Here is a 17,722-nt window from a genome sequence, read left to right on the forward strand (position 1 = left end):
TTCTTATTGTTTCTTTGTGGTAATCAATATCACGCCATTCTTGGCTTTGGCTCCATAAATGGCAGTACCTGCCGCATCCTTCAACACCGAAATAGATTCAATGTCCGAAACATTTATTTTTTCCATTTGACTATAAGGCTTTTCTATCCCATCAACTATAAGCAATGGTTTCTCCTTCCAATCTTTCAACGAAAAAGTTTCCTTACCTATCCGCAATGGATTTTCTTGAAAAACAGTGTCTGTCTTCAACTCCAAATGACGTGCTTCATTTGATTTGATATCTTTACCGTCTAGTCTGAAAGTGACGGGAACCGTATATTTCACACGCACAGGCTGACCTTTCTGCATACCCGGTTTCCATTTCGGCATAATGGAAATGACTCGGATGGCCTCACCGTCCAAATCCGGATCAATGCTCCTGACAACTTTGGGATTGGCTATATTACCATCTTTCTCAACTACAAATTGTACAATAACCTTTCCCTGTACTCCAGCTTTCTGAGCCTCCACTGGATATTTGATATTCTTCCCCAAGAATTTCAAACATTCTCCCATACCACCCGGAAACTCAGGCATCTCTTCAACAACCCGAAAAACCGGAACTTCATCAGAAGCTTCTTCACCACCTCCATAACCTACTACAACCACTTCCTGTGTCTTAGTTGTGATTTCTCCCTCCAAATACACTTTTAAAGATTTAATTTTTCCAATAAGTTTCTCTGTAATAGTCAATTCCTTTGTTTTCATATTTATATATGAAACACTCAAAGTAGCCCCAACAGGCATTGATATAACAAAATTTCCATCTAAATCAGTGATCGTACCTGAAGTGGTACCTTTGATAATCACACTAGCACCTACAACCGGAGCGTTTGTACTTTTTTCTAATACCTGCCCTTGCACTTTTATTTCCTTTGCAGGATGTTTTTCGGGACTTTTAACCTCTTCGGTTTTCATAATTGCCGTTAAATCATTAACTTTGACGGCTGAAATCTCATCTAACTCACTAGAGATTTCGGGGCGGGCAAAGGCTGCCACGGCAATGGCTGCCAATGGAAGCACATACAGGTACTTGAGTCGTGCCCACGGATTGGATTTCTTTTTTAACATCATAGTAATACGTTTTTTAAGTGAACTGTGATTGAAGCTGTTGGCCATAGAGTAGAGCCTTGTGCCGACAGCTTTTTTTATTAATAACAACTGATATTTCTTTGCATCAATACCTTGTGCAATCACGCTTTCGTCCGCTTCGAACTCGTGTATGTTCTGTAGTTCCTGTTTCAATAACCAGGAGGCAGGATTGAACCATTGGAAAAAGATGCAGATATCCGCTATAAGTAAATCTATGGAATGTCTCTTCCGTATATGGGCATATTCATGCGTCAGTATTTCCTCACCGTTTTCCTTCAGGTCTTTCTCAGAGATCACTACAAACTTCATCCAACTGAAAGGTGCGATTTTTTTCTGATGGGTAATCAGCGTGATGCCATTTTCCTGACGGACAAGGGTGCTACCCTTTATCAGCCTCAGCATACGGGTCAGCGACCATACATTACGTAAAAAGAAGAATACAATACCCAACAAATAAACCATCAGCAGCGCTTCACGCCATGTAATGACAGATTCGGGAGCAGTTTCTATAGTAGCAGTCCGATTAAGATTAGCCATAAGTAGCAGTTCTTCCCAAGTCAGCAATTGTTGGCTGACTTCCATCGGTTCTTTCATGGTCACTTCCACAAAGGGAATGGCACAGGACAATATCAGTATTCCCAACAAAGCAATACGGTTAAAACGATGGAATGTTTCACGGCTCAGCAACAGGCGGTAAAATAAATAAAATACCGCCAGACAGACTGCCGACTTTACAATATATACAAAAAATGCTCCCATAGTATGTATTTTTAATTATTCTCTTTATCCGGATTATTCATGCGCCTTTTCCACATCCCGGATAAGCTGCTTCAATTCATCCAAAGAAATCTCCTCCTCTTTCACCAGTGAAGAAACCGCTCCTAAATAAGAGTTATTGAAATATTTACTGATAACCCCTTTCAACGTCTTCTTCTTAAAATCATCACAGCTTACCACCGCATAATACTGATAGGTATTTCCAAATACCTCATGACTGAGAAACCCCTTTTCCTCCAATCCTCTCACAATGGTAGACAGAGTATTGAAATGCGGACGCGGTTCATCATAAAAATCAAGTAACTGTTTTACAAACAACGGGCCTTTTTCCCAAAAATAACCCATAATTTCTTCTTCCTTTGCTGTCAACATTTTCATAATCTTTCTTTTGATTATCACAAAGAACTAAAACTTTTAGTTATAAAACTAATTTTCATAGTTAAAGTAAACTAAAAGCTTTAGTTACCTGCTGTAAAACAGTATATCCCGTTTTCACCTGCTGATGCAAACGGGATATACTTATCATAAATAATCCACCTATAAGGAGACTACAGATCTCTATATACTTATACTTCCCTGAACAATCTATTATTCGTCAATGACCGGTTTATTTTCCGTCAGCCTTTTCAAACGGAGAAGTGCCTCCATATAATAATAATCAGCATAAATGATGGATGCATCAATCTCTGATCCGGCAGGCAAGTGTCCTGTGGAATGAAGCAGGAAAGCAGGTTTACTTTTACCACACTGGTATTTGTCAGAACTCAGGCTGGCCAGCATTTTTACAGCCGCCTGTTTATATTCCAATGCTTTTTCAGCCGGCAGATAACCGGACAATTCTAATAAAGCAGAAGCTACCACACAAGCAGCAGAAGCATCCCGGGGAGCATCAGGAATGGACGGATCATTAAAATCCCAATAAGGAACATAGTCTTCGGGCAGATTTTTCAGATATACATCCGTTACCTTTTGTACAAAATCGAGGTAACGGACATCTTTTGTTTCCCGATAAACGACTGTATAACCATAGATAGCCCATGCCTGACCACGAGCCCACATACTGTCATCCGAATAACCTTGATGGGTCACTCCCTTGATAAATTCACCTGTCAGGGTATCATACACTGCTACATGATAAGAGGTATAATCCGGACGAAAATGATATTTCATCGTCTTATCCGCATGAGCCACGGCAATGTCAAACAAATAAGGATTACCTCCATTCTTGGCTGCCCAGAAAAGCATTTCCAGATTGATCATATTGTCCATGATGGTATTATGACCGCCAAACATTTTCACATTGCGAGGCCATGAAAGCATAGTACCTACACGGGGATTGAACAATGCTGATAACGAATCAGCCGTATTGATTATAACTTGCTTATATTCCGGATTACCGGTCAGACGATAACCATTACCATAGCTACAAAAAACCAAAAAACCCAAATCATGATCGTATGCAGGAATCTCCGAGAGAAATTTCAAAGAAGCAGTAAACTTTTCGGCCTCTTCCTTTATTTTCGGATCTTGTGTATATTCATAATCATACCACAAGATGCCCGGCCAAAAACCTCCGCACCATTCTTCCTTACTCACTTTACGATAGTTCCAGTCATACTGGCCATCCATTATGTTACGAGGCATCATAGTGTAATCTACCTCCCGCCCTTTTCCATGCATAACCTCCAAAGTACGATGTACCTGGCGATCACAATATTCCAAAGCCCTGTTCACCTCCAGTTTGTTGTCTACTTCAGTACAGGCTGAAAGCAGACATAACCCTATACCTACTAATAGATTTTTTGTATTCATAATTATCCTTTCTTTTTTTACTTATCGATACGAAACCAGTCGGCATCTACCCAACCTCTTTCCTTGCCATAAGGAGCTGTGCTGAATAATCCTACTTTCGCTCCTATCCACTTACCTTGACGAGCAGTAAAAGGCACACCGGCCAATGTATATTTCCTGCCGTCCAGACTGTAGCTGAAATAACAGATACCTCCCCCAGTTACTTTCACCTGCAAATAAATATCACGCTCATAATTGGGATAGAGCCCGGCTCCGAACCGGCGGCTTACAGGTAATTCCGCAAGATGGGTCACTGTTTCAGGAGACCGTTGCTCCGCATCCTTGCAGACCACTTGATTCAATATAAACTTATCACCTTCTTTTACTACACCCAGATAGCCATAATCCCACCCCATCACTATCAGTCCGGACTGCTGTCCGTCCGCTTTCGCAGAAACTTTCAGTTTGGCAGTCGCCGTAAATTCTTCGGCAGGGAATTTTTGTAACAAGAGATTCGGCACCTCCCAAAAATTTACAAAATCCTTGGACAAAATATGTCCATATATACGAATGTAACCCAAATCAGAGGTAAAGCCAAACGTATCCTGATAATTGGCATGCCATTCCCATTGCAAGCCCAATTGCCTTGTGTTGAATTCATCACTCTCAATCGGTGTCTCTATAGGATAAATCCTGCCTACATCCGGTTTTTTATAGCGTTTTACAGGTTCGCCGCATCCATCACCGTCCTTGTCCTCCCCAATTACGGGCCAATCATTTTCCCACTTCACAGGATTCAAGTGCAAGACTCTGCCATACATGGCTTTATCTTGAAAATTGATAAACCAAGACTCGCCTGTACAGGTTTCCACCCATCCCCCCTGATGAGGGCCATTTATGTCCGTATCTCCTTGGGCCATAACAATTTTTGACTCGTATGGGCCATACACATTGCGAGAGCGAAGTGCCAATTGCCAACCTGTCACCACCCCTCCGGCTGGCGCCAGGATGTAATAATATCCGTTGCGTTTATAAAACTTAGGTCCCTCTATAGTATGATTTACACCATCATTGCCATCAAAAACCAATACAGGTTCACTAATAACTTTTGTACCTTCCGCATTCATCTCACAAACCGTAATCACACTATTGAATGCGGCGCGACTGCCCGCCCACGCATGTACCAAATACACTTTTCCATCCTCATCCCACAACGGAGTAGGATCTATCATTCCTTTCCCAGCCTTTACCAAGACCGGTTTTTCCCATTCACCCAGCGGATCTTTGGTCTTTACCATGAAAATACCCCAGTCGGGATCTCCCCAATAGATAAAAAACTCACCGTTGTGGTAACGGATAGAAGGAGCCCATACCCCTTTTCCATGTTGAGGAGCGTTAAAGAAAATGGTCGGCTCTATCTCCTTCAAGGCATAGTTTGCCAAACGCCAGTTCACCAAATCCTTTGAATGAAGAATGGGCAATCCCGGGGTGCAGCCAAAACTGGAAGCGGTCATATAAAAATCATCACCTACGGCACAAACATCCGGGTCAGAGTAATCCGCATGAATAATCGGATTAATATACGTACCGTCCTTCTGATCGGACACCCATACCTTCGATACATACTGAGCATCTGCCTGTTGCCATGCACCGCATACTAAAGCCACTATAATCACTATTTTTTTCATTCTTACCTATTATAAAAATGCCCTGAAACAATCATTCTTACCTTAAAAAACATACCCCTTTAAACTTAAAAAATCACCTAACCTTCATTTGTTAACCTAATCTGTCTATAATACGGACAAGAAAACCAATACACTCAACGAAAGTGGTTATTTTTATAATACTTGTCCTTTATACTTTTTATATTCTTTTATTTCCTGATCCGTCACTGGCACGAGTTGCATGGCCGCACCGCCTCCTGGCTTCAATGCAAACTGCATGATTTGAGAGGAATCCACCAACAGACGGGTACATTTCACCTGAGTACGGGTCTTTATCTTATCTCCCCCATCCGTATAAATACGGGCCAGATAGGTCTTTCCCTTATCTAAAAATGAAAGATTTACCGATTGAGCAGAACCTTCATTATTAGTCAAAGCTCCTACAAACCACTCATTACCCTTGCGACGCGCCATAGTTATATGCTTACCCGGAGCACCTTCCAATACTTTTGTATCATCAAATACGGTTTGCAGATTCTCGAACCATTCTATTTCGGGCTCCCCTTGATAGAATGAGGGGCGGTCATACCAGAAGATAGTTTGTAAAGGACTGTAAAAAATCAATGAAGCCGCCAACTGATGAGCATGGGTGTTCTTCAGACGTTTGTCGAAATAACAGATGGTATAATCCGCCGCTCCATTAATCATACGGGTAAAAGGCAGAATCGTATTATGCGTAGCGTCGGGAAATTCCTCATTCCCCCGTATCCCTTCCTGAGTGAGCAGGTTAGGATAAGTACGGCTGAAACCGGATGGACGGAACTCATCATGAATATTAATCAACAATTTGTTTTCGGCAGCCAGACGAACCATATCATGCAGCCAAGTAGCCCAACGATGACTGGCATACTGTACGAAGCCGGATTTCACACCTACGACTCCCCACTTATGCAGCAATGGAAAAAGCTCACGCATCTGTTTCATCAGGGCATGCTGATTGACATACACCCATACGCCTACCCCTTTTTCTTTGCCGTATGCAATGACACGCGGCATATCCAGTTTGGAAACCACCTTTGTGGCATCTCCATCATGAGAAGTACAAGGCATATACCATTGCCAGTCAAACAACATATAAGGAATATGATGGGTGGCACAGAAATCAATTGTGGCTATGGCCCCTTCAGTGGTAATAGTCGTTTCACGCATAATCTTTCCGGGCCTGATCCAGTCCGTATCGGTTATCTCACAAGGAGGATTCAGATTCTGGATGATATCATTGTGTTCCAGCAATTCTCCCGGTTTATCGGCTGCCATGATAACTTTCCATGGGGTAGCGTAATAAGTGACAATATCCACAGGACTGTACATGACCGAAGTCAGTGTATTCTGTTTAGTCGGAGAAGCTACCAATTTAGTAAGACACCAGTCATCTACATCGGCATCAGTCAAAGCCACCCACAGCCCGTTGGAAAGTTCCACAGTCAAAGCCCGTTCCACCGGCTGTTTAATATCGTTAATGGCAAGGTGCTCAAAAGGCGCTTGCGCCCATTGCTCCGCCCACGCCATCGCACCGGGGGAAAATGTATATTCAGTCAGATCCCCCACCACTTTATGAAAAATGGCCTGTGGATGTTCAGGAAAAAAATAACGGAAAGCGATGCCTTCATCGTACGCGCGCACTTCAATATTCAAACGATAATTGGAACCATCTTTTTTGGAAAGATACATGGTTGCCTCATTATACGCCTCGCGAACCGTACTACGTTCTCCATACAGAGGATGCCAAGACTTGTTAACAGCAGGCTGATAGATCACACTATCCACCTCCAAATTATCCATCCAACATTTTACCTGATTTATTTTACGGGCAAGCGCCAGTTCCCAAGTACGGTTATCCAGCTGAAGACCGGCACGGGAGTTTCCGATAACCTCTCTGCCTCTATACTTTACCTGATATACTATTTCATTTACTGAAGAAGAAATTTTCTCCTGCCTGAACATAACTTCATGAACTCCCTCCGGGGACGTCAATTTCAATTCTTTAGAATGACCTGCATAAAGCGAAGCCGTACAGGTCAACGCATATGCTATGAGTATTATTTTTTTCATAATGATTACTTTTTAATTAGTAGTACGGATGAATCGGAAAACTCACTCAACGAAAAGAAAAATAAAATCTATAGGATAAAACAATTCACCGCAGAGACCTTCAGCATTAGTCCCTGCGGTGAATAAGGATGCACAAAAAAATTATAATTTTTGATTGTAACCTTCATTCAGTTCTTTGGTTTCTTTTCCTATTTTCACCCGTACAGGACCGGTTGCTGAATAGTACCAAACACCATGCTGCATATAGATTGCAGCATATACGTCATGATCCGATTCTAAAACAAAGTTACCTTTCTTTAGTGAACGGCCACAGCCAAGATACATCAGTTGAATCTGACCTTCTTTTTCTCTTATCAATCCTAACCCGCCACAGAATGAAACACGTTTGGAAGGATGATGAGCCTGCATGTCCGTCGCACTGAACAGATAATCCGCATATCCGTCCGCCGTATTCACCTTCACCCCGGTACAGCCATCATCTCCCTGCAAGGCTTCTACACCGAGCACATTCGGACCACTCTTTTTATACGCTTCATAAACAGAAACAAAAGGATGAGTATGAGCATTATTACCTTCCTGACGGACAATCAAAGCAGGAGTCGGCATAGGAGGCATACAAATATCGCCGGGAGTCAACCCTTTATTCATTGTAGTCGGGGGAGCATCCACCTGATAAATTTCACGTCCCTCACCTCCTGTCATCCATAAACGCGCCGTTATATCTTCGGGCATACTCCATGAAGCGATGAAATTCTGGTTATAATCGGATTTATGCAGATTGGAAAACCAATGATATCCTTCATGCCACGTTTTGTCAAACTTCTCCAAAGCCTCACCGGGAAGCTTGTTCCCTTCCGAATCAGTGATTTCCATCGAAGTACCTACATGATGGAACAAATAATCATTATCCGCCCTGTCCGACCGGAAAATATCCACATAATAACCACTATTCCCCGAAGTACGGACCATAGCGACCATTCTTCTTTTCTCACCGGCAGACACATCGGCAAAGTTGAGGTAAGGAGTTAATTCTCTATCATTTACGAATTCTCCCTCCTTCACCATAGGTTCCATAGCATGAATAGTGATATCTCCTTCCGTATATCCGGGTAAAACCGTATTAGAACCTGTAGGAGACTGATGGTATCCATGATCTTTGCTCCAATAGGACTCATAAGCCGCTGCATCCGGAGCCAACGCATAACCATACGCATAGAATTGTAAAGCCAACCCGTTCGGAGTGAGATGGTATCCTTTTTTACCACCATACAGAGTGAACATCATTTTATAATCTCCCTCCCAGTTCTTCATTGTAATAAAACGATGATGGGGAGAATAAGACGCACGCTCATTACTCTCTGCACGTACAGACGGGATGGTAGCTGTATAGGTACAAAGCCCTGTCCAACCGGCATTATTTCTGGAGTATTTCTTTTGAGAAATCCCTTTGTTCAAGGCACTTGCCACTTTTTCCACCCCCTCCTTATTATCTGTTCCGGTATAATAAGTCAGCAGATTTTCAAACGTCTGAAAATTAGCACTTCCCCCACGTGAATCACCGAACACCACCATATTGGCTGCATCGTCCATCCAAGGAAATACAGCCATTGCAGCTTTCTGCAAAATGGGGTTACCGGCTATGATATCTATCCCGGCACGTTTCAAGGGAGCCGCCCAATCAAGCAATGACTGCACTGTACCGAATGAATAACCGGGAGATTCCGGCCACAGCCCTGTCACCCGATCGTAAGTTTTCAATATATCGGGAATGGCATCATGATAGGGAGTAGATTCGTTCACCAGCAGATTCAAATAATACTCTTTTCCTTTACCGTCAGCATAAGCCTCATTATGATCGAGCACCAACATAGGACGCAGCATTATATTCCACCCGTTCACATTCCAGTTACCCGATTTGCCACCGCGTACCAGCCCTATATTGATAAAACGCTTAAAGACTTCGGCAGCTACCGTTTTTGTATCTTTCCCAATTGCTTTCAGATGAGCATGAGGATGCCGTATCAAATAATCGAAAGCAAAATCATACGCCATTGCCGCATGCATTACCAAATCATCATGTATCTGTTCGTAATCATAATAGCCGCAAATACCTCCCGGTTCCCAACCACCGACACTGCCACACGACTTTTCAGGGTCCAAAATAGGATTCATATAATACGTCCCTACCAACCACACATTAAATATATCTGTGGCAAAACGGGCAAACTTCTCTTCTCCTGTCACCCAATAAACAAAAGCGGCATTTTCTGCTAATGTCAAGATCTCGACATTATTCCCCCGTATCATGTGCCCGCTTTCCTTATAAGGCACTTTGACCGAAGGCTCCGAAGGATTTAATTTATTAATTCCCCACATATCACCTGTTTCATTATAAGAAGTGCGGTCCTCCAACGGAACATTGACATACTTATTCCAAGTACGCATTCCCGGCATTCTTACAGTGGGAACAGGAGCATTCCCCTCTCCATAGTCCCAATTCTGTTTTTTCAAATAACATTGAGTATAGCGCTCTCCATCTTTCCAATACATGGCCAGCCGGAAAGTTATCCATTCGGGATCAGTCTGATGACGATCCACATATTTTTCCACTTTGGAGCGGATAGCTGCAAAGGCTTCCCCAGCCCAAGGCTCATTTTTCACTTTTTGCAGAACAGACGCTCTATCCGCCGGAGAAACATATACACAAGGGTGTTGCTGCGCCTGAACAGCCGACATACACCCTATCCATAAAATAAAGGTTACTAAAATATTTTTCATACTCATTTATTGATTTACTATCTTGGTTACCGTTTCAGACAGGACAGGACTGCCATAAAAAGAAGAGAAGCCGTCTTTTTTATTAGCTCCTCCCTGTACGTGAGCTATAAAGAAACCATACACGCTATCACGTTTATTTATCCACGGGTAAGCACCAGCCCATCCGGGAGAACTAATCTGATAAGCTTCTCCTGTAGTCTCATCAACCAGTTCACGCCATTCACCTAATCCATAGATACCAGTGTGGTGCTGTCCTAACGCTTTCTCAACATACTCACCAGGAGCAACAACAGCATTCCGTACCTGATCTACCTGCATAGTTTGAACTGTTTCCGGTTTCAATATCTCTTTGTTCCCGAAACGTCCGTTATGATAAATCATTTTCAAGAAACGGATATAATCATTCAGCGTGGTACACAATCCACCTCCCAACATAGGAGCATGTCCCCCGTCAGTATTAACCGGAGTAAAATGAGAGCCAGTCATTTCCAAAGGAACGGCAATTAATTTCTGAAATAAAAATTCAAACTCTTCCCCCATAGCTACTTCGGCCATACGTCCGGCTATTTGCATGGCCAATCCTCCATATTCAAATCGAATTCCCGGTGCAAAAACAGTATCCAAAGGCAATATCTCTGTGACAGCCGAATCCAAATGATTGTAATTGTCCACCCGGGGAGCAGGCAGGTAAGGACGTACACCGGAAGTATGAGAGAGTAATTGACGCAAAAGGATATCGCCTTTCGCATCGCCCCTGAACTGCGGTAACCACTTCTCTACAGGATCATCCCAACTCAAATCCGTCCGGTCCACTACCGCACCAATTACGGCAGCAGCCACCCACTTGCCGGCAGAAGCGACATACACTTTTGTATCTCCGGTGAAAGAGCCATACGTCTTTTCAAACAACACTGAATCATTCTTTATCACACATATTGCTCCCCCCGGATAGTATCCCTTATCCATCCAGGTACTGATTATGGAATCCAAAGGGGTAAAATCATAAGTTACATTCTGTTTACCTTGCCGTAAACAAGAAGTCACAACCAAGCCAACAGCCAATATCAAAATAAAAACGAATCCTCTATTCATATTCCTATATCATTTGATTAGTCAAACCATATATAAATACGAATCAAAGGATTCATTTACTCATCTAATAATGAAATTTATTCTTTCTCCAAATCCCAATATACCACATAACGCTGCCGATGAATATTGTACAACGGTTCTATCACATCTCCTTGCGAAGTCGTAAACTTTAATTCCGTACCGACACGCTGTACACTGCGTTCAGGATGCTTGACATCGAGTTTTAACGTAGTGCGAAGTCCTGCAGGGATATGATAATCATACGTATAATAATCATTGTACAAAGCAGGATTGGAATCGGGCGCAGGTGCCTGCATTCCTTCTGTTCCCCGCTTACCGGCCAACACTACCGGACCATAAACCAACGCTCCTTTTTGAGGATTATCCGGGGTCGTTTCCACACGGAGACACATAGGATAATCAGCCGTAATACGGTCACCGTCTTTCCATAGACGAGTAATGGCAATATATGAACCTGGCTTCTGTTTCACCGCTATCTTTTTGCCATTCACAAACACTTTCACTCCCTTGCTCCATGAAGGATAACGAAGATAAACCGTAGTCTCTACAGGATTTTGGGCTCTTATGGTCAGAACAGTGGTCTCCTCTGCCGGAAAATCCGTTTCCTGCCGGAGAGTCAATCCTTTCTCGCGCCAATTAACCACCGAGGGGATAAAAAGATTCACATAAATGCCTTTGTCATTGTGATAATAAATAGCTTCTCCATATTTAGCATGGTTCTCAAAACCGCTTCCCACACAACACCAGAAAGAATTTTCTTTCGTACTATACACCTTATGCGAGCCTGAAAGCAAGGGCAGGAAATATGTTACCATACCGGTCTGAGGATCTTGCTGTCCCAAAATATGGTTGTAAAGGGCCCGTTCATAATAATCCGCAATGGCAGCATCGGCTGTCCAGCAGAACAAATGACGGGACAGTTTCAACATATTATAGGTACAACACGTTTCCCCAGTATAACCTGACACATGCTTGGAGAACCGGGCCGGGTCAAAATAATGTTCCTTGTCACTACTGCATCCAGGGGCAAATGTATGATGGTCTATCATAGTATGCCAAAAGAAATCGGATAACTTTCTGCTGTTCTCATCCTCTGTCAATTCATAATTGCGAGCTTCGGCTATCACTTTCGGAATGAATGTATTGGTATGTTTAGTACCCAAATCATCACGTAGTTCCTTTAACGGATCAATCACTTCATTATGGTAAAAGAATTGAGCCAGCCACCGATGACGTTCGTCCCCGGTTATCGCATACAAATTATAAAAGGACTCATTCACTCCACCAAATTCATTCCGTATCATTTTTTGACGTGTAGTCTCATCCAAAGGTTTGAGTTTATGATATGCCCAGTCGGCCATACGGATAACAACCTCCAAAGCTTTCTGATTGTCACTGTAAAGATACTGGTCTATCAATCCAGAGAAAAGCTTATGAAGCGTGTACCACGGTGCCCATACACTGGTACCACGGATATTCCGATTGATCAATTCTTCAGGATAAGCACTCAGATAGCCGTTACCCAATGCGGTTTGTACCTCCGCCAGGCCATTCACCAGACTATCCCCTTTTTGTTTGAACTGTTCACTGCCGGTTGCCGCATACATCAAGCCGTAGGCAGAAAGCAAGTGCCCTGTGGTGTGTCCACGCAATTCACAGTCCAAGGACTCCCATCCACCTAACTTCTTTACTGTCATATAACCACCTTCACGACCTGCAAACACGCCAGCATTGGTACGAAAACTATGCAACAGCCTGTTCACCTCTATAGAAGCCATCCACATAGAATCACGCATCATATTTTCACGAAAACGGCTTGGAAGCAAACGAACATCTTTCAAATCAAAACTCTTGACTTTCATCGGAGCCACGGTTTCTCTCTTCAACTTTCCGGCATGTTGGCCGGGATAAACAGACTGGGCCGTCAAAGCACCCGACATAGCCAATAACCCGGCTACAACTAAAATTTTCTTCTTCATTGTCTTTTTCTAATTAGTTCCTCAATCGACATTCAAACTTGCTACATAATACGATAAAAGAGAGAAAAACACTCAATGCTTTTCTCTCTTTTCATAAATAGGTCCAACTATAAAACAGTTTTTTATCTACTTTATCTTTATTCCTTCGATATATTCATTCGTGATAAAACCCTTTAAATCCTTTATCTTCTCTCCATTAACCACCACATTTTCAAACGTAATATTCCGCACCATCCTTTCTTTATCCAGCCCTTTTATCAACGAAGGATTCTCGCCTACTCCGTTATAAGTAATATTACGGAAAGTTACTCCATCAATGCTCTGTCCGGGCTGTTTGTCATATTTAGGATTGAAACGAATGTTGATATGGAACAATTTTCCTTCTTGAATACTTTCCACCCGAATATCCTCAAATAAAATATTCTTCACCCTGTTTCTATCACCGGCATCTATAGCCATACATCCCTGATAAGGCACATCATCTTCATCATGTTCCAAAATATCAATATTCCGAAAAATCAAATTTTCAATGGTCTCACCTATCAAGGACTCCGGATCACCATGACCACCTACATTGATAGGATGAGCAATATCCGCCCAAAGAATGGAATTCTGTACAGTGATATTATCCGAACCGCCCCACCAGTTCCAACGATGATTATATAAAGCAATGCAGTCATCACTATTACGCATAAACACATTGTCTATCAATACATCGTGACAGCACATCATGTCAATGCCATCACTCCAACCTTTGCAACTAAAAGATTTCAAATTTCTGATTGTCACCCCTACAGAACCTCCTCCGAATACCGTGTAATGATCCGGATTGATCACCGTTATGCCATCCACCACTACATTTTTAGAATCTGTTATTTCAATGCCACGAATAGGATGATCCAAGATACCTCTACCCACAATACGTACATTTTCGGCTTTATCCACCCATAGTTTTGCTTTCACAACTGCTCCCGGAGCCAAATAAACCGTCGTATTACTTGGTATCCTTATCTGATTGTTTGGCAAATCTTTAGGTCGATGCACTCCCGGCCCAAAATACATCACTCCTTTCTCTTCTTTCGAGTAAGTCTCCGTTTCCATCGGATTGGCAAACACATGAAGGTTATGCAACCTATCCCCATTAAACTCCACAGAAAGATATCGGGGTTTATCAAGCATAAATGTAATCACATTCTTATATTGTACATAGCGTATATCATTTACCTGCGGACGAATATCTACCTCATGAATCGTTCCATTATTCTTTTTTACCATTACCTCCACAAGACTGCCCATATCAAACTGTACCATCGAAGCATCTTGTACCCTATCCATATCCACCTGCACATTATATTCAAACAGGTCTTTCCATTCACCCCCCGGAACACGGACACGGACTGTATAATCATCATTATGAGGCATACCTGTTTTCAATCCTTCGGGATAAGTCACCAACTGAGCCTGTGCAACCGCACAACACACCATAAAACAAAAGGCTAATAACTTTTTCATTTTTATGCTTTTCTTTTTAAATACGTTTGATAAGCATTTTCCACTCAAAAATAAAAGCCTATTAACCATTTTCTCATCAACAATGATCTTATCTTCTAGAATTTATTCCGTTCCACCTCTTTTCCTTCCTGAAAGAATACCACTTCATACGATGCGTTATCATCTGATAGTAACATATCCGAATCAAACATCAGACACTCAATCTCATAAGGTTGCAATGTTTTCAAAGCAATCCTTCTTTGGCTGGAACCGTTGCATATCACCTCAACTTCCGTCGGTTCCGATGCAGACAAACCAAAGTTCTGTATCTCTACCTTCAACCCACCTTTTTCTTTATCAAACAGAGGGCGACGGGCGGAGAGCAGAGCCGGCCGATAATTCACGTATGGCAAACGGGCATAACCATACAACATATTCCCTTTTTTATCTTTACCTATCATTTTAGGAGCAAATTCATCCGAAGTGATGCCACTGCCCTTCGCTTTAAAGACCACAATCAAATCTTTGCCCGACACCTTGGTCTTCACAGGCTTGCAACCACGTCCAAAATTCACTTCGGTAAATGAACCGAATCGCAACGACTTTACATCCACATCTGTCTGCGGATTAAAACCTGATTCGGCAGCAATCTTTACCTCAATAGTACGAGTAGACGGAGTGATCTCTTCTTCATTCAAAACAGACAATAGCATTCCTTTATTCAGAGGAATACTTATATTTTTGGAACTATGTTTATCGTTAGGCAGATCGTTCCATTTAATGGTATCAATCACGGCAAAATTCATTTGGACAGCACGCCCCTTCTCATCCTGAAAAACTTTAGGGCGCTCATATTTAAACCAATGTTCCACCGCTCCATCCTTATGGAATGATACACCCGGCACGTATGCTTCCCCTTGTTCTGTCACCCAATGCACTCCGTCCTTGGAACGCTGATAGAAAGCAATTCTGCCCAACCAGTCATTCACGATCAAGTGATATTGCAACTCATCCCGCCATACCACGGGATCTTCGAATCTGCCTTCCACATCCGGATAAACTCGTTTGTCAGTCAACTGCATATAAGGTGAAAGTCCGTCTTTACTGATCCAGACACCTCCACCCCGACATACCATCAAGTAAGAATCATCCTGACGGCGGGCAAAAGTCAAATTGGAAAGCCCCTCTATGATTTTTCGGTCACGAGAATCAAAACTGAATTTACCATACGTCCACACCTTGCTGTCCACCCCGTCTGCTATATAGTAACCGTCAATCACATAGACCACGACACGGCCATCCTTTAACTGGAACGCTTCCGGATTATGTCCTTTTCCCACAGAATTTTGAATTTTAAAAGGTCCTTCCAACCGATCACTTACTGCATGGAAAACAGTAGAATTCGACCAAAACATGTGCCCTTTCGGAGAATCCTCAGGCCAGCCACACACAAACAAATGGTATTTACCATCCGTATCCTGCAATATATTTCCTCCCCAAAAAGAAACTCCGGGAAGTTCTATTCCATTATCCACATAACGATTCAGTACACTGTCCGTACCCCAAATCCCCTTAATCTGAATGCCGTCCGGCATAGGAAGGAAACGGTCATAAAACGTGCGCCTTTTACTAAATGCTGCCATTCGGCAGGACGTTCACGCTCGGTTATCTGCGCATCTACTGAAGTTAAAAAGAAGCTTGCCGCTATTAAAAAGAAGAGTTTTTTCATTGTGTCATTCATTACACGTTAACAAATCGTTTATTTATGTGCTCAAAAATAAAAAGATTAAGCTGACCTAAATATAAGTCAGCTTAACAAAAAGCACGTAAACCTTTGCGTAAAATAAAATACCTTAAGAAGCCACCTGTGGATTTATTTAACCAAACATGGGATTACAACTGACTAACCTCTTCGAATGTCAATCCTGTAATTTCCATAATATCTTCTGTAGAGAATCCTTTTTCTTTCATTCTCCGGGCATTTCGAAGAACACCTTCTTTAATGCCCTCTTCACGACCTTCTTCACGACCCTCCGCACGTCCTTCTAATCGTCCCTCTATCTTTCCCTCTATCTTTCCCTCTATCTTTCCCTCCAACTTAGCAGAATCAAGAACATCATTCTGGATCATCAAAGCGCTAAGATGTTCATCATAGGCATGGCGTTCCTGAGGCGTCATTGAATAATATTTCAATTTTTCACGTGCCTCACCCAATCCGGGAGCAGTCGTGTCAGGACGGATAATACCCGTCTTCAAATATTCTATCCATTCCTCTAAAGGGGTCACCGCCACCTTGTTAAACTCATTCACACGGATCAGAAAATACTCCGGATAAATTTCGGAAGGCATACGGGGCACAATGGCATCCTTTTCCCGAGTACTCACTTGAAGAAAGTCTCCTGTATGCACTCCTTTAAATATATTCTGCCCATGATAAAGATAATCAGTTCCATGACCAATATCGAAATAAAGAATGCTGATAGAATATATCTTTTTAACTTTATAATAAGTCTCGCCCAATGAGATATGTTCTGTAATGGCTTTAGCCACTCCATACAGGATACGCTCCAAATAATACAGCTCACGCGTATTTTGAATCTCGATGATAACAATCTCATTTTTACTATTGAGAGCTTTGATATCAACCCGATTGAACTTATCATTCTCCGTTTGCTGGTTACCCTCGCTTTCCAAAATCTCCACTATATGAATTTCATCACCTATCAGTACCGTAAGGAATCCTTCGAGCACACCAAAATTAGCTTTATGACGCAGCAGACGCTTAACAGCCCAATCAAAGCGGATATATTTATCTTGTAATTCCATAAGAATATAATTTATTCATTTTCAATGGACAAAGATAGCAAAAAGGATCATTCTTTA

Annotated in this window: 10 protein-coding genes and 1 pseudogene; all 11 read right to left on the reverse strand. The window is 42.3% G+C overall.

Annotation, left to right across the window (positions count from 1 at the left end; genetic code table 11):
• Positions 1–3: 3 nt before the first annotated feature.
• The 11 genes and pseudogenes from BVU_RS00575 to BVU_RS00625 all read right to left on the reverse strand — a co-directional run bounded on the left by BVU_RS00575 (position 4) and on the right by BVU_RS00625 (position 17,665).
• Positions 4–1,890, reverse strand: a complete 1,887-nt coding sequence (locus BVU_RS00575) for a M56 family metallopeptidase (RefSeq protein WP_005843060.1) — start codon at positions 1,888–1,890, stop codon at positions 4–6.
• Positions 1,891–1,923: 33 nt separating this feature from the next.
• A complete protein-coding gene (locus tag BVU_RS00580; RefSeq protein ID WP_007831675.1) occupies positions 1,924–2,286 on the reverse strand; it encodes a BlaI/MecI/CopY family transcriptional regulator in 363 nt (120 codons plus the stop codon).
• Positions 2,287–2,496: 210 nt separating this feature from the next.
• Positions 2,497–3,720 (reverse strand): glycoside hydrolase family 88 protein, encoded by a 1,224-nt coding sequence (locus tag BVU_RS00585; RefSeq protein ID WP_005843064.1) that lies wholly within the window; start codon positions 3,718–3,720, stop codon positions 2,497–2,499.
• A gap of 17 nt (positions 3,721–3,737) precedes the next feature.
• Positions 3,738–5,387, reverse strand: a complete 1,650-nt coding sequence (locus tag BVU_RS00590) for a glycoside hydrolase family 43 protein (RefSeq protein WP_005843066.1) — start codon at positions 5,385–5,387, stop codon at positions 3,738–3,740.
• Between the two features lie 153 nt (positions 5,388–5,540).
• Positions 5,541–7,478 (reverse strand): glycoside hydrolase family 97 protein, encoded by a 1,938-nt coding sequence (locus BVU_RS00595; RefSeq protein WP_005843068.1) that lies wholly within the window; start codon positions 7,476–7,478, stop codon positions 5,541–5,543.
• 141 nt (positions 7,479–7,619) lie between these two features.
• Positions 7,620–10,256: a hypothetical protein gene (locus tag BVU_RS00600; RefSeq protein ID WP_011964625.1), complete on the reverse strand. Its 2,637-nt coding sequence runs from the start codon at positions 10,254–10,256 to the stop codon at positions 7,620–7,622.
• Positions 10,257–10,262: 6 nt separating this feature from the next.
• Positions 10,263–11,348 carry a serine hydrolase domain-containing protein gene (locus BVU_RS00605; protein ID WP_005843072.1) on the reverse strand — a complete coding sequence of 362 codons (1,086 nt, stop codon included), beginning with the start codon at positions 11,346–11,348 and terminating at the stop codon, positions 10,263–10,265.
• A gap of 77 nt (positions 11,349–11,425) precedes the next feature.
• Positions 11,426–13,348 (reverse strand): glycoside hydrolase family 127 protein, encoded by a 1,923-nt coding sequence (locus BVU_RS00610; protein WP_005843074.1) that lies wholly within the window; start codon positions 13,346–13,348, stop codon positions 11,426–11,428.
• Positions 13,349–13,474: 126 nt separating this feature from the next.
• Positions 13,475–14,860 (reverse strand): glycosyl hydrolase family 28 protein, encoded by a 1,386-nt coding sequence (locus BVU_RS00615; RefSeq protein WP_005843076.1) that lies wholly within the window; start codon positions 14,858–14,860, stop codon positions 13,475–13,477.
• Between the two features lie 95 nt (positions 14,861–14,955).
• Positions 14,956–16,568 (reverse strand): annotated as a pseudogene (locus BVU_RS00620) (glycoside hydrolase family protein).
• Positions 16,569–16,732: 164 nt separating this feature from the next.
• Positions 16,733–17,665 carry a PD-(D/E)XK nuclease family transposase gene (locus BVU_RS00625; RefSeq protein WP_005843082.1) on the reverse strand — a complete coding sequence of 311 codons (933 nt, stop codon included), beginning with the start codon at positions 17,663–17,665 and terminating at the stop codon, positions 16,733–16,735.
• Positions 17,666–17,722: the final 57 nt, after the last annotated feature.

Source organism: Phocaeicola vulgatus ATCC 8482 (assembly GCF_000012825.1).
Classification (GTDB): domain Bacteria; phylum Bacteroidota; class Bacteroidia; order Bacteroidales; family Bacteroidaceae; genus Phocaeicola; species Phocaeicola vulgatus.

Excerpts from the sequence above, each read along its gene's own strand:
- BVU_RS00575 (WP_005843060.1), bottom strand. The coding sequence starts at position 1,890 with ATGGGAGCATTTTTTGTATATATTGTAAAGTCGGCAGTCTGTCTGGCG.
- BVU_RS00580 (WP_007831675.1), bottom strand. The coding sequence starts at position 2,286 with ATGAAAATGTTGACAGCAAAGGAAGAAGAAATTATGGGTTATTTTTGG.
- BVU_RS00585 (WP_005843064.1), bottom strand. The coding sequence starts at position 3,720 with ATGAATACAAAAAATCTATTAGTAGGTATAGGGTTATGTCTGCTTTCA.
- BVU_RS00590 (WP_005843066.1), bottom strand. The coding sequence starts at position 5,387 with ATGAAAAAAATAGTGATTATAGTGGCTTTAGTATGCGGTGCATGGCAA.
- BVU_RS00595 (WP_005843068.1), bottom strand. The coding sequence starts at position 7,478 with ATGAAAAAAATAATACTCATAGCATATGCGTTGACCTGTACGGCTTCG.
- BVU_RS00600 (WP_011964625.1), bottom strand. The coding sequence starts at position 10,256 with ATGAAAAATATTTTAGTAACCTTTATTTTATGGATAGGGTGTATGTCG.
- BVU_RS00605 (WP_005843072.1), bottom strand. The coding sequence starts at position 11,348 with ATGAATAGAGGATTCGTTTTTATTTTGATATTGGCTGTTGGCTTGGTT.
- BVU_RS00610 (WP_005843074.1), bottom strand. The coding sequence starts at position 13,348 with ATGAAGAAGAAAATTTTAGTTGTAGCCGGGTTATTGGCTATGTCGGGT.
- BVU_RS00615 (WP_005843076.1), bottom strand. The coding sequence starts at position 14,860 with ATGAAAAAGTTATTAGCCTTTTGTTTTATGGTGTGTTGTGCGGTTGCA.
- BVU_RS00625 (WP_005843082.1), bottom strand. The coding sequence starts at position 17,665 with ATGGAATTACAAGATAAATATATCCGCTTTGATTGGGCTGTTAAGCGT.